The sequence below is a fragment of the Geodermatophilus sp. SYSU D01105 genome, assembly GCF_054050095.1.
Genome location: NZ_JBJGYR010000020.1, coordinates 59,681 through 77,725, shown reverse-complemented (window position 1 = coordinate 77,725; position 18,045 = coordinate 59,681). Strand labels below are relative to the sequence as shown.

The window sequence follows — 18,045 nt, the reverse complement described above, 5'->3', positions numbered from 1 at the left end:
TCGAAAGGCCGTTCCCGCCATGGCCAAGGCCCTGTTCGGTCACGTCGTCACCCCCGCGGAGCTCCGAGTAGTCGAGGAGAACGCCGTCCTGCGGGCCAAGGTGCGCCGGCTGGAGCAGGAACTGCAGCAGCTGCGCGCTCAGCGTGACGCGGCCATCGCCCACGAGCTGCTCAGCATGGCCGGCGACAACGCCGAGCCGGCGCTCGCCTAAAGAGCGGAGCTCCGGCCCCGTCCCGGAGGCTCGCCCCGAGCGTGCGAGGGGTGAGAGGGACGGGGTCCTCCCACTGATCCTGTGCACCTGTCGAGCCTGACGCTCAAGGGCTTCAAGTCCTTCGCGTCCGCGACGACCCTGCGCCTCGAGCCGGGGATCACCGCCGTCGTGGGCCCCAACGGCTCCGGGAAGTCCAACGTCGTCGACGCCATCGCCTGGGTCCTCGGTGAGCAGGGGGCCAAGAGCCTGCGCGGCGGCAAGATGGAGGACGTCATCTTCGCCGGCACCGCCGGCCGCCCGGCGCTCGGCCGGGCCGAGGTCACCCTCACCATCGACAACGCCGACGGCGTGCTGCCGATCGAGTACACCGAGGTCTCGATCACCCGCCGGATGTACCGCTCCGGTGAGAGCGAGTACGAGATCAACGGCGACAAGGTGCGGCTGCTCGACGTCCAGGAGCTGCTCAGCGACTCCGGCATCGGCCGCGAGATGCACGTCATCGTGGGGCAGGGGCAGCTCGACGCCGTCCTCTCCGGCCGTCCGGAGGACCGCCGCGCGTTCGTCGAGGAGGCCGCCGGTGTCCTCAAGCACCGCAAGCGCAAGGAGAAGGCGCTCCGCAAGCTCGATGCGATGCAGGCCAACCTCGACCGGCTCGGGGACCTCACCGCCGAGCTGCGCCGCCAGCTCAAGCCGCTGGGCCGGCAGGCCGAGGTGGCCCGTCGCGCCGCCGGTGTCCAGGCCGACCTGCGCGACGCCCGCCTGCGGCTGCTCGCCGACGACCTGGTGCAGCTGCGCGACGCCCTGGACAAGGACGTCGCCGACGAGACCGCCGCCCGCCAGCGGCGGGCCGTCGTCGAGGCGGAGCTGGCCCGGACGTCGACCCGTGAGGCGGCCCTGGAGGCCGAGCTCGCCGCCGACGCGCCGCTGTTGAGCTCGGCGCAGGAGACCTGGTACCGGCTCTCGGCGCTGACCGAGCGGTTCCGCGGAGTCGCCCAGCTGGCCGCCGAGCGCCACCGGCACCTCTCGGCGGTGCCGGCCTCGCCGACCGGCGGCCGGGACCCCGAGCAGCTGGAGGCCGAGGCCGACCGGGTCGCCGCCACCGAGGCCGAGCTCGCGGCAAGCCTGGAGGCCGAGCGGAGCCGGCTGGCCGCCGCGGTGACCACCCGGGCCGAGGCCGAGGCCACGCTGGCCGAGGAGGAGCGCGCCTGGGTCGCCGCTGCGCGGGCGCTGGCCGACCGCCGCGAGGGCCTGGCGCGGCTGTCCGGGAAGGTCGCCGCCGCGCGGTCGCGCGTCGCGGCCGGCGAGGCGGAGATCGAGCGGCTGGCACTGGCCGCCGGGGAGGCCGCCGACCGCGCCGAGGTCGCCGCCGAGCGACTGGCCGAGCGCCGCGGCGAGGTCGCCTCCCAGGAGGACACCGACGTCGCCCTGGTCACCGCCCACTCCGACGCCGTCGCCGCGCACGCCGAGGCCGCCCGGGCGGTCACCGAGCTGGCCGCCGCCGAACGGGCTGCCGAGCGGGACCGCGCGTCCTGGCAGGCCCGCCGCGACGCGCTGGCCCTGGGCCTGGCCCCGGCCGACGGGTCCGCCGCGGCGCTGGCCGCCGGCCTGCCCGGCGTGCTCGGCCCGGTGACCGAGCGGCTCGCCGTCGAGCCCGGCGCCGAGGTCCCGCTGGCCGCCGCCCTGGCCGGCATGGCCGACGCGCTGGTGGTCGACGGTGTCGCCGGGGCCGCGGCCGTGCTGGCCCACCTGAGGGACGTCGACGGTGGCCGTGCCGGGCTGCTCGTGACCGGCGGTCTGCCCGCGCTGCCCCGCGAGGGCTGGCCGCAGCTGCCCGAGGGCGCGCGCTGGGCGCTGGACCTCGTGACGGCCCCCGAGGAGCTGCGGCCCGCGCTGGCCCGAGCCCTGGACCGGGTCGCGGTCGTGCCCGACCTGGCCGCCGCCGTCGCGCTCGTGGGCACCCACCCGCGGGTGCGGGCGGTGACCGCCGACGGCGACCTGGTCGGCGCCGACTGGGCGGTCGGCGGGCAGGCCAACGCCCCCTCCGGGCTGGAGGTCCGCGCCCGGGTCGACGAGGCCGAGCGGGAGCTGACCGCCGCCGCCGAGCGCGCCGCGGACCTCGCCGACCGCCTCGCCGCGGCGCGGGACACGGCACGGGAGCGCTCGGCCGACGTCGACACCACCCTGGCCGCGCGGCAGGCGGCCGACCGCACCCGCTCCGTCGTCGCCGCGCACCTGGCCGAGCTGGGTGCCGCTGCCCGCTCGGCCGCCGCGGAGGCCGAGCGGTCCGCTGCCGCCCGGGTCCGCGCCGAGCAGGCGCTGGAACAGGCGCAGGCCGCGCTGAGCGACCTCGAGCTGCGGCTCGCCGAGGCCGAGGCCGCGCCGGTGGAGGAGGAGCCCGATCCCGCCGCCCGCGACCGCCTGCGCCTGGAGGCCGCCGCCGCGCGGCAGGCCGAGACCGAGGCGCGGCTGGCGGTCCGCACCGCCGAGGAGCGCGCCCGGGCGCTGTCCGGCCGGGCCGAGTCGCTGCGCCGCCAGGCCCGCCAGGAGCGTGCCGCCCGCGAGCGGGCCGCGGCGGCCCGGCTGGCCCGCCAGCGGGGCGCGCAGGTGGCCGCCCGGGTGCGCGCGGGAGCGGACACGGCGCTGACCGCGCTGGCCACCAGCCTCGCCCGTGCCGCCGCCGAGCGCGACGAGCTGGCCCGGGTCCGCACCGCGCGGGAGGCCGAGCTGCTGGAGGTCCGGACGGCGGTCCGTGCGGCCACCGCCGAGCTGGAGCGGCTGACCGACGAGGTGCACCGCGACGAGGTCGCCCGCGCCGAGCAGCGGTACCGGATCGAGACCCTCGAGGGCCGGGCCGCCGAGGAGTACGGCGTCGACCTGCCGACGCTGCTGGCCGAGTACGGCCCCGCCGCGGCCGTGCCGCCCACCCCCGCCCAGGTGGCCGCCGCCCAGGCGGCGGGGGAGCCCGAGCCGCAGCCGGTGCCCTACGACCGTGCCGCCCAGGAGCGCCGCGCCGCCAGGGCCGAGCGCGACCTGGCCACCCTGGGCAAGGTGAACCCGCTGGCGCTGGAGGAGTTCGCGGCCCTGGAGGAGCGGCACACCTTCCTCGCCACGCAGCTGGAGGACCTCAAGGCGACCCGCCGGGACCTGCTGACCGTCGTCCGGGAGGTCGACGAGCGGATCCACGACGTCTTCGCCTCCGCCTTCGCCGACGTGCAGCGGGAGTTCGAGCAGGTCTTCGCCACCCTGTTCCCCGGCGGCTCGGGTCGGCTGTACCTGACCGACCCCGAGGACCTGCTCACCACCGGCGTCGAGATCGAGGCCCGCCCGCCGGGCAAGAAGGTCAAGCGGCTGTCGCTGCTGTCGGGCGGCGAGCGCTCGCTGACCGCCGTCGCGCTGCTCGTGGCGATCTTCCGCGCCCGTCCCTCGCCGTTCTACGTCCTCGACGAGGTCGAGGCGGCGCTGGACGACGTGAACCTCGGCCGGCTGCTCACCCTGGTGGAGCAGCTGCGGTCGACCTCGCAGCTGATCCTCATCACGCACCAGAAGCGGACGATGGAGATCGCCGACGCCCTCTACGGCGTGAGCATGCGCGGCGACGGGATCACCGGCGTCATCAGCCAGCGCCTCCGGGAGCCCGAGGCCGAGTCCGCCTGAGGCAGCCGCCACCCATCGGCGGTGTCGGGAGCGATGCCCCTGTCCTGAGCCCCGCGGACGGCGGTGTCGCTTCCGACACCGCCGGGCGTCACGGGCCGGCGGGGACCTCCAGGTCGACGACGAGCGGCAGGTGGTCCGACGCGCCGGCACCGTCGAGCACCCGCGCCGCCGCGACCTCGATCCCGGGGGTGACCCACACGTGGTCGATCCGCTGGTGGGGGCGCCGGGCGGGGTGGGTGCGACCCTGGGCGTGCTGCCAGAACCGCCACCCGGCCCGGTCGTCGCGCTCGCGGGCGAGCTCCCAGGCGTCGGCGAACCGCGCCTGCAGCACGGCCAGCTCCGGCCAGCCGGGCTCGGCGTTGAAGTCGCCGACCAGGACACCGGCCTCGGCCGGGTCGGCGTGCAGGTCCGCGAGCACCTGGGCCTGCGCCGCCCGCTGCTCGGGCGGGCGCGTGGACAGGTGGGTGGTGGTCACCCACAACGCCCCGCCGTCGAGCTCGACCCGCACGCGCAGGGCGCTGCGCGGCTCGCCGTCGCCGGGCAGCCGGTGGACTGCGTCGTCCCGGATCGGCCGCCGCGACAGCAGCGCGTTGCCGTACTGGCGGCGCATGGTCTGCTCGCCGCCGCGCGGCTCGTCGATCGCCGGCCCCCACGCCAGGTGCATGTCCAGCGCCCGCGAGAGCAGCAGCGCCTGGTCGACGTCCTCGCTGCGGTCGCCGAAGCGCCGGTCCACCTCCTGCAGGCAGACGACGTCGGCGTCGACCGCGGCGATCACCTTGGCCAGCCGGGCGAGGTCGTGGCGACCGTCGTCCCCGACGGCGTGGTGGGTGTTGAAGGTGGCCAGCCGCACGCGGATCGGCGGCTGCCCCGGGGTGGGAGCGGGTCGCGTCACCCGCTCAGCCTGTCACCTCCGCGGCGACGCGGTCGGACAGCGGCAGGTCGGCGACCTCCCGCAGGGAATCCCCCCCGAGCCGGTCCCGTTCGCAGACGAACAAGCGGAAGCGCGCCTCGCGGTCGTGGAGCACCAGCTCACCGAGCTGGTTGCCGAACCACGGGCCGGTGACCTTGGCCCAGTCCAGCTCGGAGGGCTGCACCCGGCCCAGCCGGGCGATCCCGGTCGTCAGCCGCCGCGCCCAGCGGCTCCAGCCGATCCGGAACCCGACCTTGATCGGGTGCGGCGCCTGGTTGTGCAGCGGGGAGACCGTCAGCTGGTGCACCCGCGTGGTGAGACCGGGAGGCCGCACCAGCTCGGCGGCGTAGGCGTGGTGGACGTCGCCGGAGAGGACCAGCGCGGTCGCCGGTGCCCGGCCGTGCTCACCGCGGGCGATCGCGGCCAGGGCCCTCCCCAGCCGCTCGAAGGAGTTCCCGAACGCGGCCCAGTGCTCGAGGTCGGCGGCCTGGCGCAGCTTCTCCGACAGCCAGCCGACCGGCCCGCCCAGGTGGCGCCGGTTGAGCGTCTCGTTCCACCGCTCGATCTCGTGGATGGCATGGGGCAGCAGCCAGGGCAGGGAGGTGCCCAGGATCAGGTGCTCGACGCCCTCCTCGACCGCGCGGTGCATCGCCGCCTCCACCCAGGCGAACTCGTCGTCGTCGAGCATCTTGCGGTCGTGCTCGTCGAGGACCCGGCCGGCGCGGCTGTCGATCATCACCATCCGCGCCTCGCCCCAGTGGCGGACGTAGCTCCAGCGCACCGACCGCGGGTCGCTGTCGGCCGACCGGGCCATCGCCCGCAGCACCGGTTCCGCGTCGTCGGGGGACTCGCCGACCGCCTGCCAGGTCCGGTTCTCGGCCAGCTCCTGCGGGCTGAGGTTGCCCAGGTGCTGGTAGACCCAGTAGCTGACCAGCCCGCCGTCGATCCGGCCCTCCCACCAGTCCTCCCCGGTGGTCTCCCGGCGCCAGGCCGCCGAGGTGTTCCAGTCGTCGATCATCTCGTGGTCGTCGAAGATCATCGAGGACGGGATCGTCGACAGCAGCCAGCGGACCTGGGGATCGCTCCAGGACTCGGCGTAGAGCCGGGTGTACTCCTCGAAGTCCGCGACCTGGGCGCCCTCGGGGGTGTGCTCCTGGCGGCGCAGCGCCAGCCAGGAGCGGGTCGCCGTCGTCAGCTCGTCGGCGTACACCTGGTCGCCGAGCAGCACGAGGGCGTCGGGCCAGGTGTCCTCCGGCTGACCCGCCAGGTGCGCGGCGTAGGTGTCCAGCGCGTCGGGCGGGATGCCCTCGGCCGCGTCCACGGTGCTGGGGGTGGCGTAGCGGCAGGAGCCGAAGGCGATCCGGAAGGGTCCGGGGCGGCCCGGGGTGCGGATCCGGCTGGCGGGGAACCGTGAGGTCGCCTCCGGCCACACCCACTCGCCGTCGAGGTGCACCTCGTACGGCGTGGTGCTGCCCGGCTCGAGGCCCTCCACGACGACCAGGGCGTAGCAGTGGCCGGCCACGGTGAAGGTGCGGGCCCGCCGGCCGAGCACCTCGACCTCGCAGGGGCGGTCGGTCTCGACCCAGACGGTGGCCGACACGGGGTCGACGTGCCGCAGCAGCGGACCGAGGAGGAGGACCGGGGACTCGCGGCCGGGCAGGGGCATGCCGCACAGCCTGGCCCACGGACCTGTGTATCGCCCAGTCCCGGTGAGTCGGGTGCTGGGAGACTGTCGGCCATGGAGTTCGTGCTGATCGCGGTCGCGATCCTCGTCGTCGCCCTGGTCCTCGGGGTCAGCCTCCTCGTCGGTCGCGGCCGGCGGACCACCCGCCTGGACGACGACGCCGCCGCCGGTACGACGCTGACCCGTCCGCGCCCGCCGGCCCCGACCGAGGAACCCCGCCCGTCCGGCGCGACGGCCAGCGGGCAGGGGACGGTCCAGCCACCGGAGGCGCCGCCCGCGCCACCCGCCCCGCTGCCGCCGGCCGAGCCCGAGCCGGGGCTGGTCTTCGAGACCCCGCCGCCGTCGGCGGGCCGCCTGGTCCGGCTGCGCTCGCGGCTGGCCCGCTCGCAGTCCTCGCTCGGCCGCGGCCTGCTGACCGTCCTCGCCCGCGAGAAGCTCACCGAGGACGACTGGGAGGAGGTCGAGGAGACCCTGCTGGCCGCCGACGTGGGCGTGGCCGCCACGCAGCAGATCGTCGACCGGCTGCGGACCCAGTCGATGGTGCTGGCCACCGCCTCCGGGGCCGACCTGCGCCGGCTGCTGGTGCGGGAGCTCACCGCCGTCCTCGGCCCGGACCTCGACCGCCACCTGGGCGTCGACCGGCGCGAGGGCCGCCCCGGCGTCGTCCTGGTCGTCGGCGTCAACGGGGCGGGCAAGACGACGACGGTCGGCAAGATCGCCCGGGTGCTCGTCGGCGACGGGAAGAGCGTGGTGCTCGGCGCGGCCGACACGTTCCGCGCCGCGGCCGCCGACCAGCTGGAGACGTGGGGGGAGCGGGTCGGCGTCCTGACCGTGCGGGGCCGAGAGGGCGCGGACCCGGCGTCGGTCGCCTTCGAGGCGGTGCGCACCGGCGTGGAGGCCGAGGTGGACACGGTGGTGGTCGACACTGCGGGGCGGCTGCACACCAAGGGCGGGCTCATGGACGAGCTCGGCAAGATCAAGCGGGTCGTGGAGAAGCAGTCCCCGGTGACCGAGGTGCTGCTGGTGCTCGACGCGACGACCGGACAGAACGGTGTCGTGCAGGCCCGGGTGTTCACCGACGCCGTCGACGTCACCGGCGTCGTCCTCACCAAGCTCGACGGCACCGCCAAGGGCGGCATCGTCGTCTCCGTGCAGCGGGAGCTCGGCATCCCGGTGAAGCTCGTCGGGCTCGGGGAGGGGGCCGACGACCTGGCACCGTTCGAGCCGGAGGCCTTCGCCGAGGCGCTGGTGGGCGGGGCGGACTGAGAGAGGACCCCCTCCTCCCCGGTCGCCTCCCGAGGCTCGGCCCGAGCATGCGAGGGCTGGAGGAGGGGCCCTTCTTCAGCGGGTCAGCGCCGTGACCGCGGTGCGGACATCCTCGTCGTGCAGCGCCATCGTCGCGTCGCCGACCGACAGCTCCACCCGCACGATCGCGGGGTCGCCCGTGGGGGCTGCCCGCGGCCAGGTCCACAGCCCGTGCTCGACCGCCAGCACCCGGGCCGCCGCCGCGAACGCCTCCGGCGTCGTGCGCAGCAGCAGGTGCAGCATCGGCGTCTCCGGCGGGTCGGGGACGACGGTGACGCCGGGCAGGTCGCGCACCGCGTCGGCGACCTCGCGCGCACGGCCCAGGTAGGCCGGCATCAGTGGCAGCCGGCGGCGCAGGCAGGTCAGGGCCGACGCCGCCCCGGGCCACATGCCGAACACCGTGCCGCCCATCCGGCGCCGCCACTCCCGCACCTCGGCCACGACGTCGGCCGGCCCGGCCAGGCAGCAGCCGGCCAGCGCGCCGAGCCCCTTGTAGAAGCTGACGTAGACGGTGTCGAACGGCGCGGCGATCTCGGCGGGGGAGCGGTCATACCCGGCCGAGGCCTCCCACAGCCGGGCGCCGTCGAGGTGGGCGGCCGCGCCGCGCTCCCGGGCCCAGACGGCCTGCGCCACGACGTCGTCCCACGCGGGGAGGCGGCCACCGAGGTCGCGCTGGGGCAGCTCGACCAGCAGCGCGGCCGGGTGCTCGGCGACCCCGTCGAGGTCGGCGCGCAGCAGCGGCCGGTCCCGGTCTCCGACAGGGCGGCCGACCATGCCGTGCAGCCGCTCGAGCGCCTGCTCCTCGTGGCGGGCCAGGTGACACTCGGGGTGGAAGACCACGGTGCGCCGGCCGCGCCGGTCGGCGTGCACGCGCAGCACCGCCTGCTGGGCCATCACGCCGCTGGGCACGTAGACCGCCGCCGGCAGGCCGAGCACCCCGGCCACCTCGGCTTCCAGGTCGGTGACCACGCCGCCGTCGCCGTAGCGGTCCAGCGCCGTGTCCGCCGGGATCGTGGCCAGCAGGTCGCCGGCCCGCCACTCGCCGTGGCCGCTCAGGGACCGGTCGCAGGAGGCGCGCAGGGCGAGGAGGTCGTCGTCCACCGGGTTAGTCTCGCCGAGGCCGCGGACGGGTCAGGGCACCGCCTTCGGGTCGAACCCGAAGGGGAGCTCCAGCCGGTGGCGGTGCAGCAGCTCGGTGTCGGCGAGCAGCTCGCGGGTCGGCCCGTCGGCGGCCACGACGCCGCCGTCGAGCACGACCGAGCGCGGGCACAGCTGCAGGGCGTAGGGCAGGTCGTGGGTGACCATCAGCATCGTCACCGGCAGGGCCTCCAGGACCTCGGCGAGCTCGCGGCGGCCCGCCGGGTCCAGGTTGGACGACGGCTCGTCCAGCACCAGGATCTCCGGGTGCATCGACAGGACCGTCGCGACGGCGACCCGACGGCGCTGCCCGAAGGAGAGGTGGTGCGGCGGGCGGTCGGCGACGCCGGCCATGCCGACCTGCTCCAGGGCCGCGGCCACGCGGGCGGCGACCTCCGCCTCGGGCAGCCCGAGGTTGCGTGGGCCGAAGGCCACGTCCTCGCCGACGGTGGGCATGAACAGCTGGTCGTCGGGGTCCTGGAAGACCACGCCGACCCGCCGGCGGATCTCCTGCAGGTGCCGCTGGTCGACCGGCAGCCCGGCGACGGTCACCGTGCCGCGCCCGCCCCGCAGGATGCCGTTGAGGTGCAGCACGAGCGTGGTCTTGCCGGCACCGTTGGGCCCGAGCAGGGCCACCCGTTCGCCGCGCTCGATGCGCAGGTCCACCCCGAACAGGGCCTGGTGCCCGTCGGGGTAGGCGAAGGCGAGGTCCTCGACGTCCAGGGAGGGCGGGGCGCTCACCCGAGAAGCAGACCAGACGCCAGGACGGCGCCGGCAGCCACCGGGAGGGCGAGGGCGGCCAGCCAGGACTGCGCGGCCACGGCGGGCACCGGGGCCGAGGGCATCCGGCCGGTGTAGCCGCGCGACAGCATCGCCAGGTGCACCCGCTCGCCCCGCTCGTAGGAGCGGATGAACAACGACCCGGCGGCCGGGCCCAGCACCCGCAGCGCCCCCAGGTGGCGACCGCGGAACCCGCGGGACTCGCGCGCCACGCGCATCCGCCGCAACTCGCCGCCGACCACGTCGGCGTAGCGGAACATGAACATCAGGATCTGCACGAGGACCGACGGCAGCCGCAGCCGCTCCAGGCCGCGCAGCAGGGCCCGCGGCTCGGTGGTCGCCGCGAGCACGGTGGCGGCCAGCACCGACAGCGTCGCCTTGGCCAGCAGCCCGCCGGCGGCGACCAGCCCGCTCTGGGACAGGGAGAGCCCGGCGACCTCGATCCGCGGCCCCTGCGCGACCACCGGCAGCAGCAGCGCGAACAGGACGAAGGGGGTCTCCACGGCCAGGCTGCGGGCCAGCCGGCCCGGCGGGACGCGGGCCACGGCCGCCGCTCCGAGGACGAGCGCGAGGTAGCCCGCGTAGGCGGCCCACGCCCACGGCGCGTGCACCGGTGTCGCCACCACCACGACGGCGAAGCCGAGGACCGCCACCAGCTTCAGGTGCGGCTCCAGCCGGTGCGCCGGGGTCGTCCCTGCCACGTAGGCGGCACCCAGCGCGCCGCCGTGCCCGGCGCCCACCTCAGTCGGTCGCGTCGGCGGTGTCGCGGCCGCGCCGGCGCACCAGCAGGGTCAGCCCGCCGGCCAGCACGAGCGTGACCGCGACCCCGGCGATCCCGGCCAGCCCGCCGGAGAGCCGGCCGTCGTCGATGCCGGCCACGGCGTAGTCGGCCAGCGGGGAGTCGGCCGTGGCGCTGTCGCGGGCGGTGTCCAGGAAGCCCTCCTGCTGGGCCGACCACTCCAGGCCGTCGGGGTGCGCGCTCGCGTAGTAGCTGCCCACGCCGGCCACGAGCAGGGCGACCAGGAGGCCGACGAGCAGGAAGCCGCGGGTCCGCCGGGACGTGGTCACCGGGCACCTCCGACGGGAGCGGTGGGACGCGGGGCGAGGTCGGCGGCGGTGCGCAGCCGTCGAGCCCCCCACACGAGGTCCGGCCGGACGGCGAGGACGGCGGCGAGCACCGCGACGGTGATCACCGCCTCGCCGATGCCGATGAGCACGTGGATGCCGCCCATCGTGGCGGCCACCGTGCCGACCGGGACGTCGGCGACACCGCCCACGGCGAACAGGGCCACGAACGCCAGCGCCGCCACGGGCACCGAGACGAAGGCGCCCGCGCCCGCGGCGGCCAGCACCCCGGTGCGGGTCCGCGGCAGGACGGCGGTCAGCAGGCGGAAGACGCCGTACGCGACGCCGACGGCGACGACCGCCATCAGCGTCACGTTGGTGCCCAGCGCCGTCAGCCCGCCGTCGGCGAAGAGGACCGCTTGCACCAGCAGGACGACGGTCATGCACAGCACCGCCGTCCAGGGTCCGACGAGGACGGCGGTGAGCGCGCCGCCGATGAGGTGCCCGCTGGTCCCGGCGCCAACCGGGAAGTTCATCATCTGCACGGCGAAGACGAAGGCGGCGGTCAGGCCGGCCAGGGGGGCGGTGCGCTCGTCGAGCTCACGCCGGGCGCCCTTCAGGGCCACCGCCACGGCCCCGGCGGCCACCGCGCCGGTCGCGACCGACGTCGGGGCGTCGAGGAACCCGTCGGGAACGTGCACGCTGCCTCCTCGCAGATCCAGGCCACCCGCAACGGACGACCGGGACCGACCTTATTGCAGGCTCTTGGCAGTTGCACACGTCTTGCAACAAGCGGCCGGGTCCGTGACCGGGGTCACGCGGGGGTGCCGTGCAACACGACTGGAACACGAGCGCCGGACACGCGGACCGGAGTTCACCGTGCGGAAACAGCGGCGTGCCGTCGGGCGAAACAGGCGGGCGGCACGGTGAACGCCACGTCGCCCCTCGCTCGAGGGGCGCCGCACTCCACCGTCCCGCCCCGGCGCACCGCGTGCCGGTCCCGACCCCAGATGCGGCCCATCCGGCCCACGACCCACCTCAGGAGGTTGCCGTGGTCAACACCGGCGACACCGCCTGGATCCTCACCAGTGCGGCGCTCGTGCTGTTGATGACCCCTGGCCTGGCCCTCTTCTACGGCGGCATGGTCCGCGCGAAGAGCGTCCTCAACATGATGATGATGAGCTTCGGGGCGCTGGCGCTGATCAGCGTCCTGTGGGTCGTCTACGGCTACTCGATCGCCTTCGGCAACGACGTCGGCGGGGGCCTGCTCGGCAACCCGGGTGAGTTCTTCGGCCTCCAGGGCCTGATGGAGGACCTGACCAGCGAGGCGGGCGGCCTGCCCACCATGGCCTTCGTCGGTTTCCAGGCCGTCTTCGCGATCATCACCGTGGCGCTGATCAGCGGCGCCATCGCCGACCGCGCCAAGTTCGGCGCCTGGATGGTCTTCGCCGCGATCTGGGCGACCGTCGTGTACTTCCCGATCGCCCACTGGGTGTTCGACTTCGACGCCGACGGCCACGTCGGCGGCTGGATCGCCAACGACCTGCTCGCGATCGACTTCGCCGGCGGCACCGCGGTGCACATCAACGCCGGTGCGGCGGCCCTCGCCCTCGCGCTGGTGCTCGGCAAGCGGCGCGGGTTCGGCCGTGAGGCGATGCGTCCGCACAACCTGCCCCTGGTCATGCTGGGTGCCGGCCTGCTGTGGTTCGGCTGGTTCGGCTTCAACGCCGGGTCCGCCCTCGCCGCGAACAACACCGCGGCGGTGGTGTGGGTGAACACGCTGGCCGCCACCGGCGCCGCCGTCCTCGGCTGGCTCGCCACCGAGAAGCTGCGCGACGGGCACGCCACCTCGCTGGGGGCCGCGTCCGGTGCGGTCGCCGGCCTGGTCGCCATCACGCCGTCCTGCTCGGCGGTCTCGCCGATCGGCGCGGTGGTCCTGGGCATCGTCGCCGGTGTGCTCTGCGCCCTGGCCGTGGGCCTGAAGTACCGCCTCGGCTACGACGACTCCCTCGACGTCGTCGGCGTCCACCTCGTGGGCGGCCTGTGGGGCACGATCGCGGTCGGCTTCCTCGCCGACCCCGACGCGCCGGCCGGCGTGGAGAGCCTCTTCTTCGGCGGCAGCGTGGACCAGCTGTGGCGCCAGGTCGTCGGCGCGGTGGTGGTGATGGTCGTGTCCTTCGTGGCCACGTACATCATCGGCACGGTCATCCAGAAGACCATGGGCTTCCGCATCACCGAGGAGGACGAGGTGACCGGCATCGACACGGTCGTGCACGCCGAGTCCGGCTACGACCTGACCTCCCTCACCAGCGGCGGTGGCTCCACCGCACCACTGAGCGGCCAGGCGCGCGCCGAGGCCCGTAACACGGAAGGGGTCCGGGCATGAAGCTCGTCACCGCCATCGTCAAGCCGTTCAAGCTCGACGACGTCAAGAACGCCCTCGAGCTGATCGGGATCGCGGGGCTGACCGTCAGCGAGGTCCAGGGCTTCGGCCGCCAGCGGGGGCACACCGAGGTCTACCGCGGGGCGGAGTACCAGGTGGACTTCGTGCCCAAGGTCCGGATCGAGGTGGTCGTCGGCGAGATCGACGCCGCCCGGGTCGTGGACGCGATCGTCGAGGCCGCGTCCACCGGCCAGATCGGCGACGGGAAGGTGTGGGTCACGACGATCGACGAGATCGTCCGGGTCCGCACCGGTGAGCGCGGCGCCGACGCCCTCTGAGGTCCTGCTCGCCGGCCGGGGTGGTGGGAGGACCCGCCACCCCGGCCGGTGCCGTTCCCGGACGAGTCAGGAGGAGAGGGGGAGTCGTGCTGGACACCGGGTCGCTGCCCGCACTGTCGCGGGCGGAGCGGGGTGAGGTCCTCGACGCCTGGTTGACCGGCCTCCTGGACGAGGCCGTGGCGGGGACGCCGCCTGCCCGCCCGCGCCGCGGCTCGGGCGGGCGGGGAGGGGACCAGCCCCGCACCGGCACCGACGGGGTCGCCCTCGTCGCGGTCGGCAGCCTGGGGCGCCGGGAGTTCCCGCCGCACGGGGACCTCGACCTGGTGCTGGTGCACGACGGCCGGCCGGAGATCGCCGCCCTCGCCGACGCGATCTGGTACCCGATCTGGGATGCCGGCCTGCGCCTGGACCACTCGGTGCGCACCGTCGCCGAGGCCGTCGGCGTGGCCTCCACCGACGTCAAGGCCGGCCTGGGCCTGCTGGACGCGCGCCTGGTGGCCGGCGACGCCGACCTCGCGGCCGCGCTGCGCACGGCGACGCTGGCCAGCTGGCGGCAGTCGGCGTCCCGGCTGCTGCCCCAGCTGCGCGACCTGCGCCGCGGCCGCGCACGGCAGGTCGGCGAGCTCGCCTTCCTGCTCGAGCCCGACCTCAAGGAGGCCTACGGCGGACTGCGCGAGGGGCAGGTGCTGCGCGCGGTGGCCGCGGCCCAGCTGGCCGACGAGCCCTCGCCCGAGGCCGAGGAGGCCTACGCGCTGCTGCTCGACGTCCGCGACGAGCTGCGCCGGCGGCTGGGCCGCCCCGGCGACGTGCTCGTCCGCCAGGAGCAGCGGCCGGTCGCGGTCGCGCTCGGGCTGCCCGACGAGGACGCGCTGCTGCGCGAGGTGAGCCTGGCCGGGCGCCGGCTGGCCTTCGTCGCGGACGAGACCTGGCGGCGGGTGGAGGCCTCCCTGGTCCGCCGTCCCCGCGGTCGCTACCGCCGGGTGCGCCGGGAGCCGCTGGCCGAGGGCGTCGTCCGTCAGGGGGACGAGGTCGTCCTCGCCCGCGACGCCCGACCGGCCGCCGACCCGGGTCTGGTGCTGCGCGGCGCAGCGGCCGCCGCGCGCGCGGACCTGGTGCTGTCGCCCTACACGCTCAAGGTGCTCGCCGTGCACGCGCCGCCGCTGCCGGAGCCGTGGCCGGCCGAGGTGCGCTGGTCGTTCCTCCGGCTGCTGGCCAGCGGCCGCTCCGCCGTCGCGGTGCTCGAGCAGCTGGACCAGGAGGGGCTGCTGTCGCGGCTGCTGCCCGAGTGGGACCGCGTGCGCTCGCTGCCGCAGCGGCACCCGTGGCACCGGTTCACCGTCGACCGGCACCTGGTGGAGGCCGCCGCCGCGGCGGCCGAACTCACCCGCGACGTCGACCGGCCCGACCTGCTGCTGGTCGGCGCGCTGCTGCACGACATCGGCAAGGGCTGGCCCGGCGACCACAGCGAGGTCGGGGAGCCGGTCGCGGCGCGGATCGCCACCCGGATGGGGTTCTCCGAGGTTGACGTCGCGACCCTGGCCGCGATGGTGCGCCACCACCTGCTGCTGCCCGACACCGCCACCCGCCGCGACATCGACGACCCCGCCACCATCGACCGGGTCGCGGCGACCATCGGGCACGACCCGGCGCTGCTGCAGCTGCTGCACGCCCTGGCCCAGGCCGACGGCGCGGCCACCAGCAGCTCGGCGTGGAGCCCGTGGAAGGCCCACCTGGTCGCCGCCCTCGTCGCCCGCGTGCAGGGCCGGCTGGGCGGGACGCCGGCCCGCGACCCGGAGCCGGTGCTCCAGGCGGCCGAGCCCCAGTTCTCCGCGCCGCTGGAGGGGGCCGGCGGGGTGAGCGTCGGCGTGGAGGACGTCGCCGACGGCCAGCAGGTCACCTTCACCTCCCCGGACCGGCACGGGCTGTTCAGCAACCTGGCGGGGGTGCTGGCGCTCAACCAGCTCGACGTCCGGGCGGCGAAGGTCAACGTCGTCGACGGGCGGGCGACCGCGGTCTTCGCCGTCCGGCCGCGGTTCGGGCGGGTCCCGGTCCCGTCGATCCTGGCCGACGCGGTGCGGGCGGCCCTGGAGGGCACGCTCCCGCTGGCCGACCGGCTGCGGCAGCGCGAGGCCGACTACCGGCAGGACGCCGTCCGGGCGACCCCGCCGCGCATCGCGTGGCACAACGGCGAGGTGACCGGTGATGCCACCGGGATCGTCGAGGTGCGGGCCGGGGACCGGGCGGGGCTGCTGTACCGGCTCACCGCCGCGATCGCCGCCGAGGGGCTGGACGTGACGTCGGCGCGGATCGAGACCCTCGGCGCCGACGCGGCCGACCACTTCTACGTGTGCAACCCCTCGGGCGTGCCCATCGACAGCGAGCAGCGGGCCCGCGTGGACGCCGCGCTGGCGGCCGCGGTGCGGGGTGCGGTGCCCGATCCGGTGACCGCGCCGGGGGACACGCCGGGCTGAGGTCCCCGGAACTGTCGGACCCCCGTGGCACCGTCGGAGGCGAGTGGGACGGAACGGTCCCGTCGTCCGGGGGAGGGCACCGCATGCGCAACCGGTCCGTGGAGATCGCGACGGCCGAGGGGCGCGTGTGGCCCTGTGCGGCCTGTGGCGACGACCGGGAGTTCGTGCAGCCCCCGTGCGTCGACGGGCACACCGACGACGGGGGCGAGTGCCCCGAGTGGGCCTGCGCCGACTGCGGGACGGCGGTCTTCTCCGCCGCTCCGTCGGCCACCGTCGTGGTCGTCCCGCAGCGCCGCGCCGCCTGAGGGAGGCCCCCCACCCCCGCCGCTCGCACGCTCGCGGCGGTCCCGGACGGGGCCACCCGAGCGGGGTCCGCAGCGCAGGCCGCCGTCCCGGGCGCTGGGCTCGTTAGGCTGGACCGGAGGTGGCGCGACGGCCCCGGGGACCCCGGGTGCCGGCAGCCGAGCAGCCGGTCGGTCCGACCGGCCGGCCGCGCCCGCGAGAACTGCTGAGGACGTGCTGTGTTCGAGACCCTCTCCGACCGCCTCGACAAGGTGTTCAGCGGCCTGCGCGGCAAGGGCCGGCTCACCGACGCCGACATCGACGCCACCGCGCGCGAGATCCGCATCGCGCTGCTGGAGGCCGACGTCGCGCTGCCGGTGGTGCGGGCCTTCATCACCGCGGTCAAGGAGCGGGCGCGCGGCGCCGACGTCTCGCAGGCCCTGAACCCGGCCCAGCAGGTCATCAAGATCGTCAACGAGGAGCTCATCGAGATCCTCGGCGGCGAGACCCGCCGGCTGCGCTACGCCAAGCAGTCGCCGACGGTCATCATGCTGGCCGGCCTCCAGGGCTCCGGTAAGACGACGCTGGCCGGCAAGCTCGGCCGCTGGCTCAAGGGCCAGGGGCACACCCCGCTGCTGGTGGCCGCCGACCTGCAGCGGCCCAACGCGGTCAACCAGCTCTCGATCGTCGCGGGCCAGGCGGGGGTCGACGTCTTCGCCCCCGAGCCGGGCAACGGCATCGGCGACCCCATCCGGGTCGCGGCCGACTCCATCGAGCACGCCCGCCGCACCATGCACGACGTCGTGGTGGTCGACACCGCCGGCCGGCTCGGCATCGACGCGGAGCTGATGGCCCAGGCCGCCGGCATCCGCGACGCCGTGCAGCCGGACGAGACGCTGTTCGTCGTCGACGCGATGATCGGTCAGGACGCCGTCACGACCGCCGAGGCCTTCCGCGACGGGGTCGGCTTCTCCGGCGTCGTCCTCACCAAGCTCGACGGCGACGCCCGCGGTGGTGCCGCGCTGTCGGTGCGGTACGTGACCGGCCAGCCGATCATGTTCGCCTCCACCGGCGAGAAGCTCACCGACTTCGACGTCTTCCACCCCGAGCGGATGGCCTCGCGCATCCTCGGGATGGGCGACGTGCTCACCCTCATCGAGCAGGCCGAGCAGGCCTTCGACGCCGAGCAGGCCGAGAAGATGGCCGGCAAGCTCGCCTCCCGGGAGGGCTTCACCCTCGAGGACTTCCTCGAGCAGATGATGGCCATCCGCAAGATGGGGCCGATCGCGAACCTGCTGGGCATGCTGCCCGGGGCGGGCGCGATGAAGGAGCAGCTCAAGCAGGTCGACGACCGCGACCTGGACCGCACCGCGGCGATCATCCGGTCGATGACCCCGGAGGAGCGGGTCAACTCCAAGATCATCAACGCGTCGCGGCGGGTGCGCATCGCCAACGGCTCCGGGGTGACCGTCACCGAGGTCAACCAGCTGCTGGAGCGCTTCGCGCAGGCCCAGAAGATGATGGGCCAGATGGCCGGCAGCATGGGGCTGCCCGGCATGGGGCCGATGTCGAAGAAGGCCCGCGGGCGCCAGATGCAGGCGCAGTCCAAGAAGGGCAAGAAGGGCAAGGGGAAGGGCAAGGGCGGCCCCGCGCGCCGGCCGATGGGCGCTCCGGGCCTCCCGCCCGGCGCGGGCTTCCCCGGGGGTGGCCTGCCCGGTGGGATGCCCGGCGGCATGCCGACGCTGCCGCCCGGCCAGGGCCTGCCCGACCTCACCAAGCTGAACTTCGACCAGTTCAAGGACGACCGGTCGTGACCCCGGCTCCC

Annotated in this window: 15 protein-coding genes; 8 read left to right on the top strand and 7 right to left on the bottom strand. The window is 75.6% G+C overall.

Annotated features, from left to right (window positions below):
* Positions 1-19: 19 nt before the first annotated feature.
* Both ACI79I_RS18680 and smc read left to right on the top strand, forming a co-directional pair.
* Positions 20-211, top strand: coding sequence for a hypothetical protein (locus ACI79I_RS18680; protein ID WP_456946378.1), 192 nt, complete (start codon positions 20-22; stop codon positions 209-211).
* A gap of 81 nt (positions 212-292) precedes the next feature.
* Positions 293-3,865, top strand: coding sequence for a chromosome segregation protein SMC (gene smc, locus ACI79I_RS18675; protein ID WP_456993810.1), 3,573 nt, complete (start codon positions 293-295; stop codon positions 3,863-3,865).
* Positions 3,866-3,953: 88 nt separating this feature from the next.
* On the opposite strand, the gene ACI79I_RS18670 is transcribed toward smc, so the two are convergent.
* Entirely contained in the window at positions 3,954-4,757 is an 804-nt protein-coding gene (locus tag ACI79I_RS18670; RefSeq protein WP_456993809.1) for an endonuclease/exonuclease/phosphatase family protein, read from the bottom strand.
* A 4-nt stretch (positions 4,758-4,761) separates the two neighbouring features.
* Entirely contained in the window at positions 4,762-6,441 is a 1,680-nt protein-coding gene (locus ACI79I_RS18665) for an alkaline phosphatase D family protein (RefSeq protein ID WP_456993808.1), read from the bottom strand.
* A gap of 72 nt (positions 6,442-6,513) precedes the next feature.
* Between ACI79I_RS18665 and ftsY the strand changes: the two genes are divergently transcribed.
* Positions 6,514-7,725, top strand: coding sequence for a signal recognition particle-docking protein FtsY (gene ftsY, locus ACI79I_RS18660; RefSeq protein WP_456993807.1), 1,212 nt, complete (start codon positions 6,514-6,516; stop codon positions 7,723-7,725).
* A 75-nt stretch (positions 7,726-7,800) separates the two neighbouring features.
* Here ftsY and ACI79I_RS18655 read toward each other — a convergent pair whose 3' ends face one another.
* The 5 genes from ACI79I_RS18655 to ACI79I_RS18635 are packed head-to-tail and all read right to left on the bottom strand — an operon-like array spanning position 7,801 to position 11,447.
* Complete coding sequence (locus ACI79I_RS18655) at positions 7,801-8,865, bottom strand: threonine aldolase family protein (RefSeq protein WP_456993806.1); 1,065 nt, start codon at positions 8,863-8,865, stop codon at positions 7,801-7,803.
* Between the two features lie 30 nt (positions 8,866-8,895).
* Positions 8,896-9,642, bottom strand: a complete 747-nt coding sequence (locus ACI79I_RS18650) for an energy-coupling factor ABC transporter ATP-binding protein (RefSeq protein WP_456993805.1) — start codon at positions 9,640-9,642, stop codon at positions 8,896-8,898.
* Positions 9,639-10,421, bottom strand: coding sequence for a cobalt ECF transporter T component CbiQ (gene cbiQ, locus ACI79I_RS18645; RefSeq protein WP_456993804.1), 783 nt, complete (start codon positions 10,419-10,421; stop codon positions 9,639-9,641). The genes ACI79I_RS18650 and cbiQ overlap by 4 nt, the downstream gene beginning before the upstream one ends.
* Before the next feature lies 1 nt (position 10,422).
* The gene (locus tag ACI79I_RS18640; RefSeq protein ID WP_456993803.1) at positions 10,423-10,749 is read right to left on the bottom strand and encodes a PDGLE domain-containing protein; all 327 of its coding nucleotides are present in this window, start codon (positions 10,747-10,749) and stop codon (positions 10,423-10,425) included.
* On the bottom strand, positions 10,746-11,447 hold the full coding sequence (locus ACI79I_RS18635) for an energy-coupling factor ABC transporter permease (RefSeq protein WP_456993802.1): 702 nt from the start codon (positions 11,445-11,447) through the stop codon (positions 10,746-10,748). The genes ACI79I_RS18640 and ACI79I_RS18635 overlap by 4 nt, the downstream gene beginning before the upstream one ends.
* 350 nt (positions 11,448-11,797) lie before the next feature.
* Here ACI79I_RS18635 and ACI79I_RS18630 point away from each other — a divergent pair, with 350 nt between their 5' ends.
* From ACI79I_RS18630 to ffh, 5 genes are all read left to right on the top strand, one after another.
* Positions 11,798-13,132: an ammonium transporter gene (locus tag ACI79I_RS18630; protein ID WP_456993801.1), complete on the top strand. Its 1,335-nt coding sequence runs from the start codon at positions 11,798-11,800 to the stop codon at positions 13,130-13,132.
* The gene (locus tag ACI79I_RS18625; RefSeq protein WP_097208882.1) at positions 13,129-13,467 is read left to right on the top strand and encodes a P-II family nitrogen regulator; all 339 of its coding nucleotides are present in this window, start codon (positions 13,129-13,131) and stop codon (positions 13,465-13,467) included. Before ACI79I_RS18630 ends, ACI79I_RS18625 begins: the two co-directional genes overlap by 4 nt.
* A gap of 86 nt (positions 13,468-13,553) precedes the next feature.
* The gene (locus ACI79I_RS18620) at positions 13,554-15,938 is read left to right on the top strand and encodes a [protein-PII] uridylyltransferase (protein ID WP_456993800.1); all 2,385 of its coding nucleotides are present in this window, start codon (positions 13,554-13,556) and stop codon (positions 15,936-15,938) included.
* Positions 15,939-16,021: 83 nt separating this feature from the next.
* On the top strand, positions 16,022-16,243 hold the full coding sequence (locus ACI79I_RS18615; protein WP_456993799.1) for a hypothetical protein: 222 nt from the start codon (positions 16,022-16,024) through the stop codon (positions 16,241-16,243).
* Between the two features lie 216 nt (positions 16,244-16,459).
* Positions 16,460-18,034 (top strand): signal recognition particle protein, encoded by a 1,575-nt coding sequence (ffh, locus tag ACI79I_RS18610; RefSeq protein WP_456993798.1) that lies wholly within the window; start codon positions 16,460-16,462, stop codon positions 18,032-18,034.
* Positions 18,035-18,045: the final 11 nt, after the last annotated feature.

Bases quoted from the DNA above. Each gene is read 5' to 3' on its own strand.
- ACI79I_RS18665 (WP_456993808.1), bottom strand. From the start codon at position 6,441: ATGCCCCTGCCCGGCCGCGAGTCCCCGGTCCTCCTCCTCGGTCCGCTG.
- ftsY (WP_456993807.1), top strand. From the start codon at position 6,514: ATGGAGTTCGTGCTGATCGCGGTCGCGATCCTCGTCGTCGCCCTGGTC.
- ACI79I_RS18680 (WP_456946378.1), top strand. From the start codon at position 20: ATGGCCAAGGCCCTGTTCGGTCACGTCGTCACCCCCGCGGAGCTCCGA.
- ACI79I_RS18625 (WP_097208882.1), top strand. From the start codon at position 13,129: ATGAAGCTCGTCACCGCCATCGTCAAGCCGTTCAAGCTCGACGACGTC.
- ACI79I_RS18615 (WP_456993799.1), top strand. From the start codon at position 16,022: ATGCGCAACCGGTCCGTGGAGATCGCGACGGCCGAGGGGCGCGTGTGG.